General features: G+C 43.8%; 19 protein-coding genes. 9 read left to right on the top strand and 10 right to left on the bottom strand.

Translation table 11 applies throughout. The annotated features are described in order from the left end of the window. Window positions 1-124 precede the first annotated feature (124 nt). Complete coding sequence (locus Q0C15_RS01350; protein ID WP_297215194.1) at window positions 125-808, bottom strand: bifunctional 2-polyprenyl-6-hydroxyphenol methylase/3-demethylubiquinol 3-O-methyltransferase UbiG; 684 nt, start codon at window positions 806-808, stop codon at window positions 125-127. A 366-nt stretch (window positions 809-1,174) separates the two neighbouring features. Here Q0C15_RS01350 and Q0C15_RS01355 point away from each other — a divergent pair, with 366 nt between their 5' ends. Beyond that, window positions 1,175-1,471, top strand: a complete 297-nt coding sequence (locus tag Q0C15_RS01355; protein WP_297215196.1) for an antibiotic biosynthesis monooxygenase — start codon at window positions 1,175-1,177, stop codon at window positions 1,469-1,471. Here the strand turns inward: Q0C15_RS01355 and Q0C15_RS01360 are convergent. Next, a complete protein-coding gene (locus tag Q0C15_RS01360; RefSeq protein WP_297215198.1) occupies window positions 1,463-2,230 on the bottom strand; it encodes a DedA family protein in 768 nt (255 codons plus the stop codon). The genes Q0C15_RS01355 and Q0C15_RS01360 overlap by 9 nt on opposite strands. A 134-nt stretch (window positions 2,231-2,364) precedes the next feature. Further along, window positions 2,365-3,618 carry an FAD-binding oxidoreductase gene (locus Q0C15_RS01365; protein WP_297215200.1) on the bottom strand — a complete coding sequence of 418 codons (1,254 nt, stop codon included), beginning with the start codon at window positions 3,616-3,618 and terminating at the stop codon, window positions 2,365-2,367. A 189-nt stretch (window positions 3,619-3,807) separates the two neighbouring features. On the opposite strand from Q0C15_RS01365, the gene Q0C15_RS01370 reads away from it, so the two are divergent. Genes Q0C15_RS01370 through pyrI form a run of 3 tightly spaced genes read left to right on the top strand, consistent with a single transcriptional unit; the run spans window position 3,808 to window position 7,085 of the window. Next, the gene (locus tag Q0C15_RS01370) at window positions 3,808-5,652 is read left to right on the top strand and encodes a magnesium chelatase subunit D family protein (RefSeq protein ID WP_297215201.1); all 1,845 of its coding nucleotides are present in this window, start codon (window positions 3,808-3,810) and stop codon (window positions 5,650-5,652) included. Window positions 5,653-5,710: 58 nt separating this feature from the next. Then, entirely contained in the window at window positions 5,711-6,628 is a 918-nt protein-coding gene (gene pyrB, locus Q0C15_RS01375; RefSeq protein ID WP_297215203.1) for an aspartate carbamoyltransferase, read from the top strand. Between the two features lies 1 nt (window position 6,629). Beyond that, window positions 6,630-7,085 (top strand): aspartate carbamoyltransferase regulatory subunit, encoded by a 456-nt coding sequence (gene pyrI / locus Q0C15_RS01380; RefSeq protein WP_297215206.1) that lies wholly within the window; start codon window positions 6,630-6,632, stop codon window positions 7,083-7,085. Here the strand turns inward: pyrI and Q0C15_RS01385 are convergent. From Q0C15_RS01385 to hemL, 3 genes are read right to left on the bottom strand one after another with little or no spacing between them, the layout of a single operon-like run. Further along, window positions 7,078-7,758, bottom strand: a complete 681-nt coding sequence (locus Q0C15_RS01385) for a uroporphyrinogen-III synthase (RefSeq protein ID WP_297215208.1) — start codon at window positions 7,756-7,758, stop codon at window positions 7,078-7,080. The two genes, pyrI and Q0C15_RS01385, sit on opposite strands and share 8 nt — an antisense overlap. Beyond that, a complete protein-coding gene (gene hemC, locus Q0C15_RS01390) occupies window positions 7,755-8,642 on the bottom strand; it encodes a hydroxymethylbilane synthase (RefSeq protein ID WP_297215210.1) in 888 nt (295 codons plus the stop codon). The genes Q0C15_RS01385 and hemC overlap by 4 nt, the downstream gene beginning before the upstream one ends. Further along, on the bottom strand, window positions 8,639-9,904 hold the full coding sequence (hemL, locus tag Q0C15_RS01395) for a glutamate-1-semialdehyde 2,1-aminomutase (RefSeq protein WP_297215211.1): 1,266 nt from the start codon (window positions 9,902-9,904) through the stop codon (window positions 8,639-8,641). Before hemL ends, hemC begins: the two co-directional genes overlap by 4 nt. Window positions 9,905-10,046: 142 nt before the next feature. On the opposite strand from hemL, the gene Q0C15_RS01400 reads away from it, so the two are divergent. Further along, window positions 10,047-10,511 (top strand): adenylate kinase family protein, encoded by a 465-nt coding sequence (locus Q0C15_RS01400; RefSeq protein WP_297215213.1) that lies wholly within the window; start codon window positions 10,047-10,049, stop codon window positions 10,509-10,511. 124 nt (window positions 10,512-10,635) lie between these two features. Continuing rightward, entirely contained in the window at window positions 10,636-11,241 is a 606-nt protein-coding gene (locus Q0C15_RS01405) for a CDP-alcohol phosphatidyltransferase family protein (RefSeq protein WP_297215215.1), read from the top strand. Between the two features lie 6 nt (window positions 11,242-11,247). Here Q0C15_RS01405 and glmM read toward each other — a convergent pair whose 3' ends face one another. Further along, window positions 11,248-12,591 carry a phosphoglucosamine mutase gene (gene glmM / locus Q0C15_RS01410; protein WP_297215216.1) on the bottom strand — a complete coding sequence of 448 codons (1,344 nt, stop codon included), beginning with the start codon at window positions 12,589-12,591 and terminating at the stop codon, window positions 11,248-11,250. Further along, complete coding sequence (locus Q0C15_RS01415; RefSeq protein ID WP_297215218.1) at window positions 12,584-12,715, bottom strand: hypothetical protein; 132 nt, start codon at window positions 12,713-12,715, stop codon at window positions 12,584-12,586. Before Q0C15_RS01415 ends, glmM begins: the two co-directional genes overlap by 8 nt. Window positions 12,716-12,855: 140 nt before the next feature. Between Q0C15_RS01415 and Q0C15_RS01420 the strand changes: the two genes are divergently transcribed. The 3 genes from Q0C15_RS01420 to Q0C15_RS01430 are packed head-to-tail and all read left to right on the top strand — an operon-like array spanning window position 12,856 to window position 14,359. After that, window positions 12,856-13,023 (top strand): zinc finger domain-containing protein, encoded by a 168-nt coding sequence (locus tag Q0C15_RS01420; protein ID WP_110640587.1) that lies wholly within the window; start codon window positions 12,856-12,858, stop codon window positions 13,021-13,023. A 5-nt stretch (window positions 13,024-13,028) separates the two neighbouring features. After that, entirely contained in the window at window positions 13,029-13,295 is a 267-nt protein-coding gene (locus Q0C15_RS01425) for an elongation factor 1-beta (protein WP_297215221.1), read from the top strand. Then, complete coding sequence (locus Q0C15_RS01430; RefSeq protein WP_297215223.1) at window positions 13,292-14,359, top strand: glycosyltransferase family 2 protein; 1,068 nt, start codon at window positions 13,292-13,294, stop codon at window positions 14,357-14,359. The genes Q0C15_RS01425 and Q0C15_RS01430 overlap by 4 nt, the downstream gene beginning before the upstream one ends. A 129-nt stretch (window positions 14,360-14,488) precedes the next feature. Here Q0C15_RS01430 and Q0C15_RS01435 read toward each other — a convergent pair whose 3' ends face one another. Then, window positions 14,489-15,067 (bottom strand): site-2 protease family protein, encoded by a 579-nt coding sequence (locus Q0C15_RS01435; RefSeq protein ID WP_297215225.1) that lies wholly within the window; start codon window positions 15,065-15,067, stop codon window positions 14,489-14,491. Next, on the bottom strand, window positions 15,054-18,656 hold the full coding sequence (locus tag Q0C15_RS01440) for a tetratricopeptide repeat protein (RefSeq protein WP_297215226.1): 3,603 nt from the start codon (window positions 18,654-18,656) through the stop codon (window positions 15,054-15,056). Before Q0C15_RS01440 ends, Q0C15_RS01435 begins: the two co-directional genes overlap by 14 nt. Window positions 18,657-18,720 lie beyond the last annotated feature (64 nt).

Consider the following 18,720-nt stretch of genomic DNA (forward strand, 5'->3'; position numbering starts at 1 on the left):
TCGCTAAAGCTGTTGAGATTTACAGCTTCCCCCAAACCCCACCTTCTCTTTTAAACTCAGCATACCAATATGGCCTGAAACCGATCTCTGCTTGTTCCAGTACCACAATATTTTATAATATCCTTCATTTTGAAAGTACGAAGCAGTAAACATCCACTCCACTCATCTCGTACAATTTATCAACATGCCAACCGGTATCTTCGACGATGTCCATCAGCTTTGCCTTGTCGACCAAGAGATATCTAAACCAGTCTGACCTGTATCTGTCGTAGATCACCCTTATCTCAAGCTCTCCTGGATAGCCTTCAGCAGAAGTGAAGCCAGACGCATAGGGATCTGTCGTTTCAGCAATTATCCTAGCATCATCTGAAGATTGGCTGTAGAATTTGCGAAGAAAACCTTTTGCTTCAAGGATTGTACGAAGAAGGCCGAAATTGTTTCCCAGAAGTATAAGTGTGTCCCACGAGCCATGGATATCATCTATTCCGCCCAAGACAACATTTCTTACACCACGATTCTTCATAACATTCACTGCTAGTGGCGAGATATCCATTGCGATCACATCAAATCCAAGATTCTGAAGATAAAGTGAGTGCCTTCCAGCACCTGCTCCAACATCGATTATCTTTCCGGTTGCATGTTTTATGGCGTTTTTTTCCATGCTGGGCCACTGATCGAAAGATCTGAAATAATATGAAATTGAGGTCACATCTATCTTGCCGTTTCTGGTTTCTACCATCTCGTAGCTACATCTTCCCTTAGAATAATCCATGAGGGCATGTCCAAAGGCATCTTCTGAATCATCCATCTCTCAGAGATACAAAGAATATGATAAAGCTGTTGCGGTGCAGGAAAATGCCACTATGCCTACATGTTGCGACCATCGCGCTCACGGCTTGATCAAAAACGGATCTGTGAGCTATCACTAAGCTGAATCTTTGAATCTTCGCTTCAGCTATCAATTTTTTTTCTTTGCATGCATATTCCCACGAACCAGAATTGGTATTCCAAGATATGCCCATTTTGGTTGCACAATCCCTGCTCCTATATATCTTTCAAACCCTTCATCGAATCTTTCATCTGTAGAGGCTCGTATATTGCCTTCCGGAAGGTTGATTTTTACAGATTCCCCAGGCTCCTAACACTATTTATAAAATGTTCGCATTAACCAGATATGATAAATGTCGGCTTGTATTATAAGGTAAAGAAAGGGCACGAAGAGGAATTTGAAAGAACATTCAACAGCGTTCTGGCCATGCTGAAAAGCACAGATATGGGTATAAAGGACGTGAGACTATACAAAGACGTTAACGATCCACAGCAATATATGATATTCACAGAGTGGGAAAGTCTAGACAAATTTAGGGAATTCGTTGCCAGCAGACCTTTCAAGGAGACGACTGAGTTCGGTAAGACAATCCTTGAAGAGATGCCGAAAAACAGAATATTCATGAATGAGACTTCAATATGAAGAGTTCATTCTTAAACTTATTTTTAAATATATGAAATAGCCAACGTATATCAAAGATGCTATGAATATCGCGTCTATTATTATCTGATCAAGTATCATGCTGAAGCTGTGCACGGCGGATGACCAGTATGGTCCTGCTCTCAATCCTATGTAGATCAGTATTGTTGACCAGATCACAGAACCAAAAAACGTCATCAGGGCAAATATCCAGACCTTCATTTTCAGCATGCCAGCAGGTATCGAGATTATGCTTCTTACTCCGGGTATAAATCTGGCAAAAAATACGGAGCTTGCTCCCCACCTATCTATCCAGCTCTCCGCCTTTACAAGGGAATCCTCTTTAACATAGAAAAATGCAAGTATCTTTACGATTATGGGTCTACCAATTACCAATCCCAAATAGTAGTCTATAAAAGAACCGACCATCGAAGCCAATACTGCATCAGCTATGATCAGCGGGAAGGAAAAAGTATGAAGGTAAACGAGATATCCTGAAAGAGGGAGCACAACCTCGCTGGGTATAGGAATAAACGTGCTCTCAAGCGTCATCAGCCCAAAAACACCAAGATAACCAGACTTGGAAACTACAGATACCGAAAAACTGAACAAAGATCCTACACTTATGGCAGCAAAGAATTTCTCAAATGGAAGTTCAGCCAGCTCGAATATCTCGGTCGCAGTTATGCCTATGAGAACAATCGATATTATAACTCCGTAGAGATTGAAATAACCGTCTAGTTTCATACTACTCTTTTCCATGTTTTACATACCTAAGTGGATTACTGATTTAAAAATTTGCTTTATCTTATTTGATCTTGGTATCTCAAAATGCATCTATCAGGCCAGATCACCTCGAAGACTTTATCCTCGTTCCTACTGGTTGGAATCTAATCTTATAATACTAATCGCTCTTCCTCAACCTTTCTTTCCTTCACGCCAAGATCTGCTGTATTTATTCTCATGCCATCGTATAGCTTGGCCTTCTCCTCTCCATCGTATAGGGCAGCCACAATTCTACCTATCGCATCTCCCTTCATTATACCGCTTCCACTGGTGCCCGTTGCCACGATGAGATTTAGTGATCTGAATATGTATGGATTTCCATCTATCGTGTTATATGAATAGTATCCTGCCCACATACCCGTGACTGAAGCTGATGAAAAAGGCTTCATGTATGCCTGGAGAACCTGGTGCACATTGTACGTGTAGAACTGTGGTTCTGCTTCAGGATCTTCAACGAATGAGAAATCGCGTCCTATGTCATCCGCTACACCCGCCCAAAATGTCTTTTCCTGAGGAGATGGCCTTATGTACACCCCCTTTGGAAAAATTGTGAATGGATATGAACCTGTATCAAGCACGTTTTTACCAACAACATCCGATATGAAATCGTTCTTTATCTTGAAGAGCTGTCTCTTTTTTGGCCTTATATGGCTATCTATACCTATCGGATCTGTGAGGAGGTTTGTCCAGACATCAGTCGCCAGTATAAAGGTGTCCGCATATATTTCTCCCCTGTTCGTGTTTATGCTCTTTATAAATTTATCCTGCCAGATAAATGGCTCACCCGGAAAGTTTATGGGCCTCACTGGCACGAGATTCAGAGACTGAACTGTGGTGTCGAAGAAGAAATCGATCTTCTTGTTCACACATTGCTGATAGTAGAATGCTGCTATCTTGTCCGGCTCCATTATGCCTGCATTCAGCGCGAGATAGGCATTTCTTATATCTTCCAGTCCCATGGCTTCCCGTATCTCATCGTCTACCTTCGTGGATATGCCCATATCGCCAAGTAAATCAAGATCGATCTCTTTGATCTTTGTCTTTTTCCCTATCTCCTGGATCACATCCACACTGGAATCGTTATCCATGAGGAAAAGATATCCGACATGCTTCATCCCAAGATCGATACCAAGTATCTTCTGCACATGATCGTAGAACCTTATAGAAGATGAGGATAATTTGAAGCTTGTATCGGACGAGAAAACATCCCTGAATCCGGCCGCACTTTTACCTGTATTTCCCTGTGCATACGTGTGGAATTTATCTATGACGGCTATCTTCAGGTCTCCGTGTTTCTCAGAGAGATGGAATGCTGTGGACAGCCCAACTATGCCGGCGCCTATGATTGCAATATCATACTTCATGCTATGGGAATAGTACCTCAGGATAAACACTTTATTTTTTCTGATCGGTGAATCCATTCTGTATATCTGCTATGACAGCACATCCATGAAACAGCAATTTAGATATACCGTGTAAAAATATGATGATGCCGTGGTGCATGCATACCAGGAATCTGCGACTGGTATCACGGCCATACTATGAGGGGTTTGATGGGAAAGATACTGTTTCCTTTTAGTGCTGTGGTAGATGAGGAAGATCTGAAAAAGGCGCTGATTCTGAACGCAATCGATCAGAGGATCGGTGGTGTTCTGATAATGGGTCCAAAGGGCGTCGCCAAATCCACGATAGCCAGGGCGCTTACCGATCTTCTTCCGGAAATAAAGGTGGTTAAAGACTGTCCTTTCAAGTGCGATCCGGATGATCCATCGTCCATGTGCGATGATTGCCTGAAGAAATACAGAGAGGGAAATATCGTTTCAGATACCAGAAAAATGCCATTCATAAATATGCCTGTAACAGCAACCCTAGACAGAGTCATTGGTAGTCTAGATATAAAGAGGGCCATAGACGAGGGCCTGCGATCCCTCCAGCCCGGCCTCCTGGCCGAGGCAAATCGTGGAATAATATACATAGATGAGGTCAATCTGCTTGACGATGCGGTTGTCGATTCCATACTTGATGCGGCCGCTTCAGGGATAAATGTAGTTGAACGTGAAGGTGTAAGCGTGACCCACCCGGCAAGGTTCATACTGATAGGTACGATGAATCCAGAGGAGGGAGATCTTAGACCACAGCTGAAGGATCGTTTCGGTCTCTCTGTGAATGCCGTGCAGCCATCCGAAGCAGCGGATCTGATCGAGATATCAAATAGGGTTGAAGATTTCGATAGAGATCCTGAGGCGTTTTCGAAGAAATACGAGAAACTTCAGGCTGAGATCCGTGAAAGGATCATGAAAGCGAGATCGCTATTGAAGGATGTGAAGATAGAGGACGATCTCAAGTATTTCATAGCGGAGGTTGTACTTAAACTTCAGGCCGGAAACAGAGCGATGATAACCGCGGTAAAAGCCTCAAAAGCACTGGCTGCTTACAATGGTAGAAAATATGTGACTCTCGAAGACGTTAAAGAAGCACTCAATCTGGTACTGCGCCACAGAGTCAAAGATACTGCGATGATCAAAGGCACTATAGAGAGGGAATCCAAGGAGATGCCTACAACCTCAATTGAGGCTGGTTCAAACAGTGGCATTGATGAAGGCGAAGAATCAAACGGTAGAATGGAAAAGAAGATAGGTTCAGGTAAAGAGGAGGAGAGGTCTGCAGAGGTTTCCGCCGCGTTTTCAGAGAAGTCCCATAAAAGCGGAAGGACCGGATCCTCAGACATATTTAGACTGCTTGATCGGAACCGACCAGGGGAACACTTTGATTACAGAGGCAGCCTCATCAACATGATAATTTCTGGACATAGGAGAATAAGGTACAGCGATCTGGCCTTTGTAGCGTCCAGATCCAGAGCGTCTATCCCGGTGATCCTTGCCCTTGATGCCAGTAGATCGATGGAGACCATGCACAGAATAGCGATCGCTAGAGGCATAGCAAGATCATTTCTTCATTCCGCCTATAGAATGCGCATAAGACTCTCATACATAACGTTCTTTGGAACAGAGAGCCATCTCATGGTTGAGCCAACAAGGAACTTGGATCTGATAGACGAGGAGATATCAAGGACGGTGCCTCAGGGGAAAACCCCAATCCCTGCAGCGCTGAAGATGATGTATGATATTTCAGGCCGTTACAGGAACAGAACGGTCTCCATCATGATCACAGATGGAAGGGCAAACGTTCCCATGGGAAAAGATATCGATCAGGACATAAGGGAATGGGCGACGAAGCTCGGTACAAGAAGCGATTTATTTCTGATCTCTTCAACCATGGGAAGTGAAAGATTTATGCCATCCTACAACGAAGAGATATGCAGATACGCTGGGGGGCATCTCATCGAAATGGATGACAACGGGAATATCGGTATATATTCAGGATACAGAAGATACTGAAACCTGTATTGGAAAACCCTCTAGATAAAATTTTTAACTCGCCGATTATGTCCACTGGATGTTGAAGAATAAGAGTGTTGTTTCAATCGAAGATGTCGACAGCGATGATCTGAATGATCTCTTCGATCTTGCTGATTCCATGCTTAAAACAATTGAAAAAGGTGGAAGCACAGATCTTTTGAAGAGCAAGATAATGGCCACATTGTTTTATGAGCCAAGCACCAGAACTCGACTTTCATTCGAAAGCGCCATGCACAGGCTTGGTGGATCCGTGATAACAGTATCTGACGTTAAGACCAGCTCTGTCGCAAAGGGGGAAACCCTCGCCGACACCATCAGAATGGCCTCCTCATATTCCGATATAATAGTGATACGGCATCCGCTTGAAGGTGCTGCAAGGCTTGCCTCCAAGTTCGCCAATAAACCGGTCATAAATGCGGGTGATGGATCTGGACAGCATCCAACTCAGACCATACTTGACCTTTACACCATTAAAAAGGAGACCGGATCAATAGATGGAAAGGTCATAACCATGGTGGGTGATCTCAGGTACGGGAGAACAATACATTCTCTGATCATAGCATTGTCAAAGTACGACGTCAGAATAAATCTTGTAAGCCCTCAGATACTGAAACTACCTGATTACGTCTATACCAAGATAGGAGACAGGAGCAGGATAAAAGAATACGATGATCTCTCGTCAGTCATAGCGGACACGGATGTTCTCTACGTAACAAGAATTCAGAAGGAAAGGTTCACCGATCAGAATGAATATCAGAGCGTTATAGGATCCTATTCTGTTGATAAGGAACTCGTATCGAAGATGAAGCAGAAATCCATAATAATGCATCCACTTCCTAGAGTTGATGAGATCAGGCCGGAAGTTGATGAACTGCCACAGGCCAAGTACTTCAAACAGGCATATTATGGAGTGCCCGTAAGGATGGCCCTTATATATCGTATACTAGGTGAGTAATATGGAAAAGACGTTAAGGATATCCAAAATAAGGGACGGAACCGTTATAGATCATGTGCCTTCTGGAAAGGGTATACGTGTGATCGGCGTCTTAGGTGTACATGAGGACGTGAATTACACCGTGAGCGTTGCTATACACGTGCCAAGCAATAAGATGGGTTTCAAGGATGTGATAAAGATCGAAAACCGGTTTCTAGACAGGAATGAACTTGACATGATATCGCTCATTGCCCCCAATGCCACCATAAGCATCATAAAAAATTACGAAATAAGCGAGAAATTTCAGGTGGATCTACCGTCAAGGCTCGTTGGCGTCATAAAATGCAAGAACCAGAACTGCATCACCAATACCCACGAACCAGTAGAATCTGAGTTTGAGATCGTGTCAAAACATCCGCTAGTCATAAGGTGCGTCTACTGCGAAAGGACAATGGGTGAAAAGGACATATTCAGCTGATGGAACACAGATATTCTTTTATCTTTTTTACCAGATCCGAGAAATCTGATTTTCCCGATATCAGCGGATGTACACCTGCACTTTCCAGAGTTTCTGTGGTGACATCTCCAATGGAGTAAACAGGTTTTCCAGAAGCCCGTATATAAGGCAATGCAATCTCTGCTTCCATGGATGATGTTACTATTATACCGGCACAATCATCGCTTTGCAGATATTGTGCTAGATCGACGCCCGTGGGTACTGCCTCATAGTTTCTGATATCTAGAAAGAAAGCTTTGCCCTTTAAACGGTCGTTAACGATTTTATTTGCACTCCTGCTCCTTATGAGGGCAATCCTTCTGCCAGCGCATCTGGACAGGAGGAGATTCGCAAGACCTTCGGAGTCCATTCTCTCTGGGTATTCGCATCTGAACCCATTTCTCTCAACCTCCTCGCAAGTGGTCTTCCCTATTCCGAAGTATCTGAACGCCTTATTTCTTGCTTTGATGAAGAAGAGATGGGCACCGTATGAGCTGGTGAAAGCGATGCACTCCACATTGTTCTCTGAGAGTATATCGTCATAATCTATATCAATGGGCTTCAGATCCGTCACAGGCACATTGATAATGCTGAAACAATCAGTCGTGACAGGTTTTACCTTTTTTTCTGGTCTTACGGAAAGAACGTATCTCATAGATTATACCCGTATTCCTCAGGAATGTTGTCCCTTATGTATGATACGGTATCTTCGATGTCATGCAGATCCTCTATATGCTGATCGAACATGATCATGTCTGAACCGTCCATTGAGAAGAACTGCGCGAGTATCCTCATTCCCCTTCCACTGGATCTGCTAAGTATGCCCACTGGAGTTGAACACCCAAGCCTCAGATCCTGCGTTATGGTTCTCTCAACCATCATATCTCTGTAAGTTGCGCTGTCGTTGATTCTGGATAATATGTCTGATGCTTCTGATCCCTTCCGTGACACTACAGCAATTATCCCCTGATTTGGTGCCGGTACATACTTTTCCGGATCTATCGGCCAGTATCTGACGTCGAGATGCAACCTCTCTATGGCCGCGAGTGCCATAACCATGCCCGCCATGCCTTCTGTCTTCATCTTCTCAATCCTCGTGTCTATGTTGCCTCTCAGATTCACAACCTTTAGATCACTGCGCTGATAAAGTATCTGATACTTACGCCTGAGGCTGGATGTTCCAATCGTTGAACCTGGTGGCATCATCGATAAAGGCATATCTGAAACAAGAGCATCTTCGAATGGACCTCTTGGCATCACAGCCGATATCTGCAACCTTTCATCAATGGTGTATGGTATGTCCTTAGCACTATGAACGGCAGCATCTATCTCGCCTGAGAGTATTAGAGCATTGATCCTGTCCACAAAGACACCTGTCTTGCCTATGGAATACAGCGGTGATCTTAAATCAGAATCGCCCTCCGATAGATATTTGACTATTTCTACACTGTAACCAAGTTTCCTTATTGAATTGGCCACCATCTCAGTCTGAGCCATGGCCAGTCTGCTGGGCCTCGTGCCCAACCTGATCGTTTTCATCCCACAACCTCACCTACAGATGAATCAAACGCCTCCAGTGTTTTTGCTATATCCTCATCCGAATGTGCAAAACTGACGAAATTCGTTTCAAACTGAGAAGGCGGAAGATACACACCATGCCGCATCAGGCTTTTAAATATCCTGAAGTACAGATCCCTGTCTGCCTTCATGACCTGATCATAGTTATGGGCTTCTTTAGCAAAGAAGAACTGAAACATGGATACGTACCCATTTATAACATGCTGGATCCTCCTTCTGGACAGAATTTCGTCTATTCCTGTGATCAGTTTCTCTGTCGTCTTTCTGATCCTTGAATAATCCATGTTCTGCAGTTTCTTGAGCGCCGAATAGCCAGCTGCCATGGTGATGGGATTTCCAGAGAATGTCCCGCTCTGATACACATCACCAGATGGCGATACCCTGCTCATCAGATCCTTTGATCCGCCGAAGAGACCTATTGGCATGCCACCGCCAATTATCTTCCCCATCGTGGTCAGATCCGGGCGTATTCCGATCAGATCCTGATAGGGCGAGAAAGCGAAGCGGTAGCCGGTTATAACTTCATCAAATATCAGGAGCGATCCGTTTTTCTCCGTAATTTCTCTAAGGAATTCGAGGAATCCGGGATCAGGTAATATAACGCCGGCGTTTCCCATTATGGGTTCCGTTATGAGCGCAGCAATTCTGTCTCCATACCTGTCGAATATATCCTTTATGCTTTCCCTGTCATTGTATTTCCCCACGATTACGGTTTTGGCCACCTCCTCCGGCACTCCTGGCGATGATGGCGATCCGAATGTGAGAGTTCCGCTGCCCGATCTGATGAGCGAATAATCATGAGCACCGTGAAACCCTCCTTCCATCTTCACAATTATGCTTCTTCCTGTATATCCCCTTGCCAGTCTTATGGCGTGCATGGTGGCTTCCGTGCCGGAATTTGTGAATCGCATCATCTCTATATTCCTGGATGATCTGCGTATGAGATCTCCGAGCCTTATCTCCATTTCCGCAGGTGCACCGTAGAGCAGGCCATTTTCTGCCTGTTCCTTTACCGCTTTTACCACGTCTGGATCGGCATGGCCAAGGATCGAAGGACCATAAGCGAGACAGTAATCAATGTACTCGTTGCCATCCACATCGTATATCTTTGACCCTTTTACATGATGAACATAGAAAGGATAATCCTTGAAATAACGCACGGGTGAATTAACACCCATTGGAAACATTGATGATCCAATCTGGAACAGATCTTTAGATCCCATGGCTTCAGCATCACAATCTGAAATTTAAAGTGACGTTAGATTAAGAAAAACTATGTTTTTGTATGATCCGAAAATGATTATAAATGCCAGGCGATATATTGCTTAGACGTCTGGAATCAATTCATATTGGTGATAATACAAGATGGAAACGAAGATAATATGCATCAGCGGCATACCTGGAACTGGGAAGAGCACCGTATGCAGGAAGATGAACGATCTTGGCCATCCATGCGTTGAAGGAAATGAATTGGCAACGAGATACGGGTGCATCTCCGGAGATCAGGTTGATATAGACTGCCTCTCCGATCATCTCCTGATGGATAGATTTCATGGTATCATAGCGGCTCACTATGCCCATCTTCTCCCATGCGATGTCGTAATCATCCTAGAAGCGGATGAATCCAAGCTTAGGGAGAGGATGAAAGCCCGCGGATACCCAGATGAAAAGATCGAGGAGAATCTGGATGCTCAGAGATCTGACGTAATATATTCGGAGAGTCTTGATCTGATCCCATCTACCAGAATATTCAGAATCAATAACGAGGATCTAGATGCAACGATCCTAAATATCGAAAAGATAATAGACCAGCACCCGCTGTATTCTTAATCCAGTAGCCATACAATGAATTTCGCCGATGATGCATTTTATTTTTACGAAGCGACGTTGATACGCTATCCTGCTTCGGAAAATAATATATTATGCGCCATGTTCATGTATAGGCTGTTCAAAAATGCTGGACTCATACCGAAATAGGGTTGACGGTATCCTGACGCCCATATCCAAGGCATTCATAAGATGGGATCCGAACACCATATCTGTCCTTTCTTTGGTTTTCGCAGGTATAGCCGGACTTTCCTATTTTTTTGGATACCCAGCGATAACCTTGATTATGGTTATTCTCTCAGCTCTATTTGACGCCATAGACGGAAAACTGGCAAGGCTGAAGGGTGTCTCTTCAAAACTCGGCGACTTTATAGACCACAGCTTTGATCGTTTTTCTGATATATTTCTCATACTAGGCTTTGCGTTCAGCAGATTCGGCAATGTGTATCTTGGCCTCTTTGCGCTCATAGGGGTATTGATGACGAGTTATCTCGGCACTCAGGCCCAGGCACTGGGACTGAACCGCCTCTATGCGGGTATTATGGGGAGAGCCGACCGCCTCGTCATAATGATCGTGTTCATAATAATTCAGATCTTTGTTGGATCGTTCTACAGATTCAGCTATATTTCCCTAACGCCCACAAACACACTCCTTATAATATTCGGAGTATTTGGAACGGCTACGGTGGTTCAGCGCTTCTTCATAATATATGGAAAATTGCGCGATCAATGATGCGGCTTATCCTAACTTTTCCTGAAGATCCCTTATCTTAGCCACATATTGATCGGCGTATTTTCTGGCCGTGGACATGTCTGTAGATTCCGCATATATTCTCAAGATTTTCTCGGTTCCTGACGGCCTTATGAGTATCCATCCATCCTCCTTCAGGATCTTGACGCCATCAGTCAGATCTACCTTCTCTCCCTTCTGCAGTTCCTTCTGCAACCTTGACCAGTCAACCGTTCTCTCCACCTGCCTCTTGTCAAGAAAGTACTGCGGTAGTTCTCTGACAAGTTCAGATATCTTTTTGTTGCTTCTGGCCATGAGATCAAGCATCAGTGACAAGGTCATGGCACCGTCTCTACAGTACTGATGCTTCCCATATATAACCCCACCATTTTCCTCGCCACCTATCACTGCTCCGTTTTGGATCATTGTTCTTGCAACTATGGGCGCACCAACCTTTGTCCTGATGAGGGTTGCACCGACGGAACTGCATACGTCTGCGATAATGTCCGATGAACTCACCGGAGTCACAACTATATCCCCGGCTGATGCGACATTCTTCACAAGCAGGGCAAGGCTCTTATCGCCATCTATGAATTCCCCCTTTTCATCTATGAACACAACCCTGTCCGCATCGCCATCATGCGCAACTCCAAGATCGAAGTTCCCCGTGGACATAAGAGCCATTAGATCTCTAAGGTTCTCAGGTTTTGGCTCGGCGTTTCTTGAGGTGAACCTTCCATCTGGATTCGCGTTTAGAGTAACGACTGTGCATCCCAATCTTTCAAGCAGCATGGGCGTAGAAAAATATGCCGCGCCATTCCCCGTATCCACCAGAACCCTGAACTTTTTCTCCTTTATCCTGTTTACCTCTACCTTTGAAAGAACACCGCCTATATATTGATCAAGGGCATCATCTACATACCTTATACGCCCGACATCCTCCCATTTTACCGTGGAAAATGATTCGGAATGGTATATGCCCTCTATCTTTTCCTCGGATGGCCGTTCTATCTCCGTTCCGTCTTTATCAATAACCTTTATGCCATTGTATTGAGGCGGATTGTGTGAGGCAGTGATCATGACACCATAGAGTCCGTGATTCTTGCAATAGTATTGAAGGGCTGGTGTTGGCAATATGCCCAGATCCACTATGTTATGGCCAGCGGAGGTTAGGCCTGCAATCACTGCAGAACTTATCATATCGCCGCTGATCCTTGTATCTCTGCCCAGAGCAACATCTCCAGACACGAACATCCCTATACTCTTTCCCACGCGCATTGCAAAGTCAACAGTCAGATCTTCATTGGGAATGCCTCTTATACCATTGGTGCCAAAGAGCCTCTGATCAGCCATGATCAAGAATAGCGCCATCCCTTATAAAAGACTTGGGCGATCTTCTACGATCATCCGGGCGATTCACAGTATCAAAGACGTTCCACATTGTCATCTGGTTTGAAGCCATAGTTTCCAGTTTCATCTGCCTTAACCTGCATCCATTAGGCGCGATAATATACAGATACGATGCATATCAGAAATTACTTACATTTCAAAGGAAAACTGACCTCATCGAACCGAAAAAATGCCGTAACCTAATATAGGAGAATGCTATTTGCGAGTATGGTATACAAAGAGACCTGTACATCCTGTGGTGTTGGACTGATAGATGAGGGTTATTCGGTATTTCTGTGCCCAAACTGCGGAAATGAAGTTATAGGTAGATGCAAAACATGCAGAGAGCATTCCACCCCATACGTCTGTGATAACTGTGGTTTTGAGGGGCCGTGATACAGATGGGAGATGTTCTGGTATCACTGAAGGTTCTGCCGAAAGATACCGATGTTGATATAAAGGGTATCGAAGATAAGATAAGGGAAAGCATATCCGGTATCTGCTCCATAAATCGAATGGAAGAAGTCGATATCGGTTTTGGGCTTAAATACATCAAGCTGGAAATAATCGTTCAGGATAAAGAGGGCGAGATAGACAACGTTGAGAATAAAATTTCCAGCATAGATGGTGTGGGCGAGATAAGTACAGAAAATGTCTCCCTTATATGATATTATTTCTGATCATTTTCATATTATTACTTTCCCTGATTGCAGCGGGTTTTTCTTATATAGGCATTCATAAGGAAATTGATGAGAGATGCGAATATAGAAGGCAAGACAGGATCCTGGTCATAATACCATGCAAGGGCATAGATTACGGCCTGGAGGATAATCTCAGATCGATCATATCACAGGATGTGAACGCAGACTATCTGGCTGTGCTTGACGATCCATCGGATCCGGCAATGCCCGCTGTGGAGAATATCGGGATACCACATATCTTATCAAATTATGCGTGCAACACCTGCAGCGGAAAGGTCAGAGCGATCTCAACTGCAATCGCATCAAGACCAGATTATGATATTTATGTTATAGCCGATTCGGATATCAGGGTAGGAAGAGAATGGCTGAGGAACCTTGTATGCCCTCTTTCAGATCCTGAGGTCGGCATCTCGACCACCTTTCCATACTTCTATCCTGTGGGATCATTCTCATCAAAGATCAAAGCCGTATGGGGTACTGTCGGTCAATCTCTGATGGAATCCAGGTTGACCAGATTCGGCTGGGGCGGATCTCTCGCCTTCAGAAGAACGCTGATCGATTCCGCAATGTCGTTTTTCTCAGAAAATGTTTCGGATGATTCGGCATTGACTGCCATCTGCAAATCCAAAGGTCTCCGCATAGCCTATGTCAGGGAGGCCAGGCCAGCAATATACTGTCCCGATACATGGCCCCAATTCTGGGAGTGGGCGAACAGACAGACGGCGCTATCCATAAGCGCCTCTCCAAAAATATTTCGTTATGGCATCATATTCTACTCGCTCGATATCATTCTCTTTATCTCGGCGATTATCCTCTCTATTACGAATCCTGTGTTTTTATATCTCTTCATCCCAAAAATCATAGGAATCTATCGCCTTTACGATAGAACAGTCATCAGAAGGATCTCATTCGCAGCAATATTTTTACTGCTTCCCTTTATCTATCTGGTAAATTTGATAATCGCACATAGAATGAAGCATATACTGTGGCGCGGAAATAAGTATGAACTTCAAAAGTTTGCTGAGAGATAGATGCATGTAATCTTTATGAATACGTTTATTGATAAAATCGAATTCTACTATCATCGTATGCGCATCGCGTAATCTATAGATTTCTGAACTCTGTCGCATGCCATCCAGAAATAATATCGATATGTATGATCAGAAAACGAAAAGCACAACAAACACAAGCGCGATCGCTATCGATACTATGTAAACATAGAGATCCCATGTGAATACCTTATAGCCATCGAGAGGCGGTATGGGTATGAGATTGAAGAAGCCAAACCAGAAATTCATCTCGGCTACATATCTGAATATGGCACTGACCACCGGTATGAGGGTGAAGAACGCCATGCCATAGAAGAGTATACCAAGAAATATATTCATGGCCGGACCTGCCAGCGCGGTTTTCCCTATCTGATCCTTGCGATATATCCCTCCTATATTAACAGCTCCCGGAGCGGCAAATATGAAACCGAATATAGATGTCGCGAGGGCAAGGAAAAGGCCTGTAGGCCACATCTTAAAATATGCTATCCCTCCATAGGATCTTGCCACATATCTGTGCGAAAGTTCGTGCATCAGAAACGCTGTAATAGCAACGAGAAATGATACTGCAAGTATGAAAAATGGACCGTATGGAGATCTGAACCTGTTAGCTATGGCAAATGCGGCGGTCAATGCTATGACGGAAACAGCTATGTCCTTTTCTTCATTCGAAATATCATGCCCGTACATCCTTGTATCTATCCTCCTTCATCTTTCTCATCATTTTTACCGCCGCCGAAGCTGTAGCGATACCTACCCCGTATCTCTTTATTATTTCTATCTCGTTATCTGGAACATTATCATTCATCGCATTTTCGGCGATTGATTTTGCCCCTTCGATGTCCCCTGGATCTCTCTTCATCGATTTCTGTATGTATACATAGAGATTTTTGGCCAGTATTGGATCCCTGGGATCAAGATAACCGAATATCGTGTGGATGTATATTTTATCTGCGGTTTCGATCTTCTCCTTCTCTGCAATCATTCTTATTATATCCGCAGATATCTTTTCAAGGCTGATCTCATCAGGCGATCCCATATATTTATCGTCGGTGAAGAAAGATTTTATGTCACTGGTGAAATCCTCAGGCACATCTGCTTTCGAGATCATCTCTCCCAACGATAATTTTCTCCTCTGCTTGAATTCTATAGTTAGGATCTTTGAGGTGTATTTTGTGATCCTATCCATGTATCTTTTGTCGCTGATGGCCTGCATCAAGGATCTTTTTACACTATCAGGTAAACTGTACTGATTCAATACCTCCTCCGCTGTTTCAATATCATCAACTGCCAGGTATGATCTAACTATAAACGGTACGATGTTTGAGTCGGAATCCCTTCTTTTCCTGAATAGTTTTATGATTTCCGTATACTTTTTCAGATCATACAGAATTCCGTATATCCGTCTGTATATCTCCGTGCAGATATTCCCCTGACACCTGGACGCCAGATCGTCAGCGATTTCGAGGGCCCTTGCAGCATCGCCCTTGATCCTCAGCAGATCGACATAGGAGATGCCAACATCAATGTCTGAAAAGTTTTCATACAGGTAAGAGGCTATGCGGAGTGCGTCTTCATATCGACCCTCGTTCACGAATTTCTCCATGATCGACCTGCCTGCCACGATGTCTCCTGATTCTTCGTAGTATCTTATCAGGGCTTCCCTTATGTTATCGTAGGACCAGCCAACCTTTGCTATATATTTTATATCTTCTTGGGATTTTTCTTCACCTGACATAAGGTACTCCACTATCTTGTCTGTCTTGCCCATCCTGAGGTAGAATTTTATAGTCACAGGCATGACGGTAGGAAGCCTTGATATTATATCATCCGCCTCTGCATAATTTCCAGTCTCTATTAAGCAGTCTATGTATTCTGGGAACTGAACCGGATTAGCACCCCTGCTTATCATAGCCCTGTATATTGTTATAGCATTTTCAAAATCTCTTCTTCTGTAAAATGAATGCGCAGCCTCCTTGAGATCATCCATGCCCTCGAATCTATCCAGATAGTGCAGCAGAAAATCGGCTGCAGAATCAGAATTGATCTTCTTCAGTATTGAATAATGAACCTTCAGATCATCGGTGTCTGATGATTCCTTTATCACATTTGCTGAAATATTCAAAGATTCTTCCAACTTCCCCGACCTGAATAGATGATCCCTTTCTAACCTTGATACTTCAAGATTCTGAACGTTTCTCTCATGAAGAAGAGAAAGTATGCCGGAAATGATCTTGGCATTGTCCACGTATTTATCTCTGATTATTTTATAAGGAACCGCATTTTTATCAAGCTCCAGTATCGCAGATACATCCTCAACCACTGATTCTGGATCTATCATTATAGATAACAGATAGAAGTCCACATTTGGAAAGTCTTCCTTTGCCTTTCTTATCAGCTTCAGCGCATCCTTCTGCCTGTTCATGACGTACATCAGACGGGCATATTCATAGTTCAGGAAGGGATCGTCCTTGACATTTTCATATCTGCTGATCAATTTATAGGCCTCATCATACAGACCCACGCCAATGAACGTGTCTATTGCTGGATAAAGGTATCTTGGGTGATCTTCAAATACTCTGATGTTGTCCTTCGTATATATGCCCTGCATGCTCACGATAACATCATAGACTTCTTCCAGGCATCTCGTGGACAGAGTGACCTTTATCTTATCTGGAACAGTGTGCATCTTCTTGAAAACGGATTCTGCTGCCACGAAGGCCATTGCCTTTGAACATGACTTCGCTGCATAGTCCATTATGTAGTCCACGCCTCTGATCTCTATTCCAAGCAGCCTGTCTATGGAGATCCTAGAATACGTGTTTTCTAAGCCTACAGAGATCAGCATCTGTGCATGATCCTTTTCCCTTATGGAGAAAAGTATTGAGTCGACAAAATACGGGTCATCCAGAACTTCGCGATGATCTCTGGCCATCTTAACAGCATCGTCTATATACCCCATATACACATAGGAGGCCGCCGCAACGCCAACGAATTTCTCTTTCAGGCTTTCGTCCTGCTGTGATTCATATATGCTCAGTATCTCATCAAAGCTCTTCCTGCTGAAGAGATAATCTATCAGGAATCTTAATGCGTTTTCATCCGGCTCTATCCTTATGAGATTTCGATAGGCCTGATAGGCCTCGCCCAGATTCCCCACTTCCTGCATTGCAATTGCATACGATCTGATTATATCCGCGTTGTCTGGAAACCTCGTCACGGCTTCCTTGAGGAGATTCACCGAAGAGGATATATCACCAGAATCCTTGAGGAGATGGGCGATCCTTACATAATCCTCCGGTCTGAATTTTTCTCTGCTGACATTCTTCAGAGCTTCAGCATATTCTTTTGTACGGCCATGATTGTACAATATATCGATCATCTCATACACTGCTTCTATATTCTCAGGTTGAGATCCACAGACATCCCTATAGAAATTCAAACTATCATTGATCTTTCCCATTCCATAGAGCGATCTTGCGAGCAGAAGTTTAAGCTGGACGTTGCCAGGATCCAGCTTGAGACCGCGATCAGCTATCGCCCTTGCCTTCTCATATCTACCGAGGCGAAGTGCCGTATTCGCCAAGAATATTGAAGAATCTGATTTCTCTATCTTGTCAGGCAGGATCAGATCAAGAGCGTATATTACAGATTCGTTGTCTTCAATCTTCTCAGCGCATTCTATCATTTTAACTATATAATTCTCTGAATATTCATAGGCTAAAACATGCCTGATCAAACTCACAATGGCCCTGCAATCGTTATGCGCTTCATAATTCCCTATTATCGTGTCTGTCGTTGCGTCGTTTCTATCCCGTTCTGCATATCTCGCCATTATTCTGTCATCGTATCTTCCGCATTTTGAAAGAAAGACGGCCACGCTGTCATATTTTTCCAAGTGATCTGCGCTTGATATGAGGAGGTTGATCACATTTTCTATCTCACAGAAGTACGTGTCTGAAGTAACAAGACGTATCACGTCGAGATAGTTTCCAGCGCTGTAGTTCTCTATCACCTTTGACTCTGCGATGCTCTTATTGTCGGGTGATATCATCTCCAGATACGGCATTATATCCTGAATCTGTGTGCTATCAGATATATTTCTGACAAGAACCGAGATGAATGGATCAACTTCCTCCTTGTTGATCTGCGTTACATCGGCGGATTTCAGGGATTCTATAAGTTCAGATATCTTCGACTTTTTCCTTTCCGGATCCTTCTCCGTAATGATCGCATTCATCTTCATTACGATGGTCTTTGTAAGTTTAGGATCCGCCATCCTTTCAAGAATAGTTCACCATATATAAAAAATTGTATCCCGAAAAACCTTAGTAGAAGAAGCC

Source organism: Thermoplasma sp. (genome assembly GCF_023256435.1).
Classification (GTDB): domain Archaea; phylum Thermoplasmatota; class Thermoplasmata; order Thermoplasmatales; family Thermoplasmataceae; genus Thermoplasma.

Coding starts and splice junctions, on each gene's coding strand:
- Q0C15_RS01425 (WP_297215221.1), top strand. CDS start 13,029: ATGGGAGATGTTCTGGTATCACTGAAGGTTCTGCCGAAAGATACCGAT.
- Q0C15_RS01435 (WP_297215225.1), bottom strand. CDS start 15,067: ATGTACGGGCATGATATTTCGAATGAAGAAAAGGACATAGCTGTTTCC.
- glmM (WP_297215216.1), bottom strand. CDS start 12,591: ATGGCTGATCAGAGGCTCTTTGGCACCAATGGTATAAGAGGCATTCCC.
- pyrI (WP_297215206.1), top strand. CDS start 6,630: ATGGAAAAGACGTTAAGGATATCCAAAATAAGGGACGGAACCGTTATA.
- Q0C15_RS01370 (WP_297215201.1), top strand. CDS start 3,808: ATGGGAAAGATACTGTTTCCTTTTAGTGCTGTGGTAGATGAGGAAGAT.
- Q0C15_RS01420 (WP_110640587.1), top strand. CDS start 12,856: ATGGTATACAAAGAGACCTGTACATCCTGTGGTGTTGGACTGATAGAT.
- Q0C15_RS01360 (WP_297215198.1), bottom strand. CDS start 2,230: ATGGAAAAGAGTAGTATGAAACTAGACGGTTATTTCAATCTCTACGGA.
- Q0C15_RS01440 (WP_297215226.1), bottom strand. CDS start 18,656: ATGGCGGATCCTAAACTTACAAAGACCATCGTAATGAAGATGAATGCG.
- hemL (WP_297215211.1), bottom strand. CDS start 9,904: ATGGGATCTAAAGATCTGTTCCAGATTGGATCATCAATGTTTCCAATG.
- Q0C15_RS01365 (WP_297215200.1), bottom strand. CDS start 3,618: ATGAAGTATGATATTGCAATCATAGGCGCCGGCATAGTTGGGCTGTCC.
- Q0C15_RS01385 (WP_297215208.1), bottom strand. CDS start 7,758: ATGAGATACGTTCTTTCCGTAAGACCAGAAAAAAAGGTAAAACCTGTC.
- Q0C15_RS01400 (WP_297215213.1), top strand. CDS start 10,047: ATGGAAACGAAGATAATATGCATCAGCGGCATACCTGGAACTGGGAAG.
- Q0C15_RS01415 (WP_297215218.1), bottom strand. CDS start 12,715: ATGAAACTGGAAACTATGGCTTCAAACCAGATGACAATGTGGAACGTC.
- Q0C15_RS01350 (WP_297215194.1), bottom strand. CDS start 808: ATGGATGATTCAGAAGATGCCTTTGGACATGCCCTCATGGATTATTCT.
- Q0C15_RS01405 (WP_297215215.1), top strand. CDS start 10,636: ATGCTGGACTCATACCGAAATAGGGTTGACGGTATCCTGACGCCCATA.
- pyrB (WP_297215203.1), top strand. CDS start 5,711: ATGTTGAAGAATAAGAGTGTTGTTTCAATCGAAGATGTCGACAGCGAT.
- hemC (WP_297215210.1), bottom strand. CDS start 8,642: ATGAAAACGATCAGGTTGGGCACGAGGCCCAGCAGACTGGCCATGGCT.
- Q0C15_RS01430 (WP_297215223.1), top strand. CDS start 13,292: ATGATATTATTTCTGATCATTTTCATATTATTACTTTCCCTGATTGCA.
- Q0C15_RS01355 (WP_297215196.1), top strand. CDS start 1,175: ATGATAAATGTCGGCTTGTATTATAAGGTAAAGAAAGGGCACGAAGAG.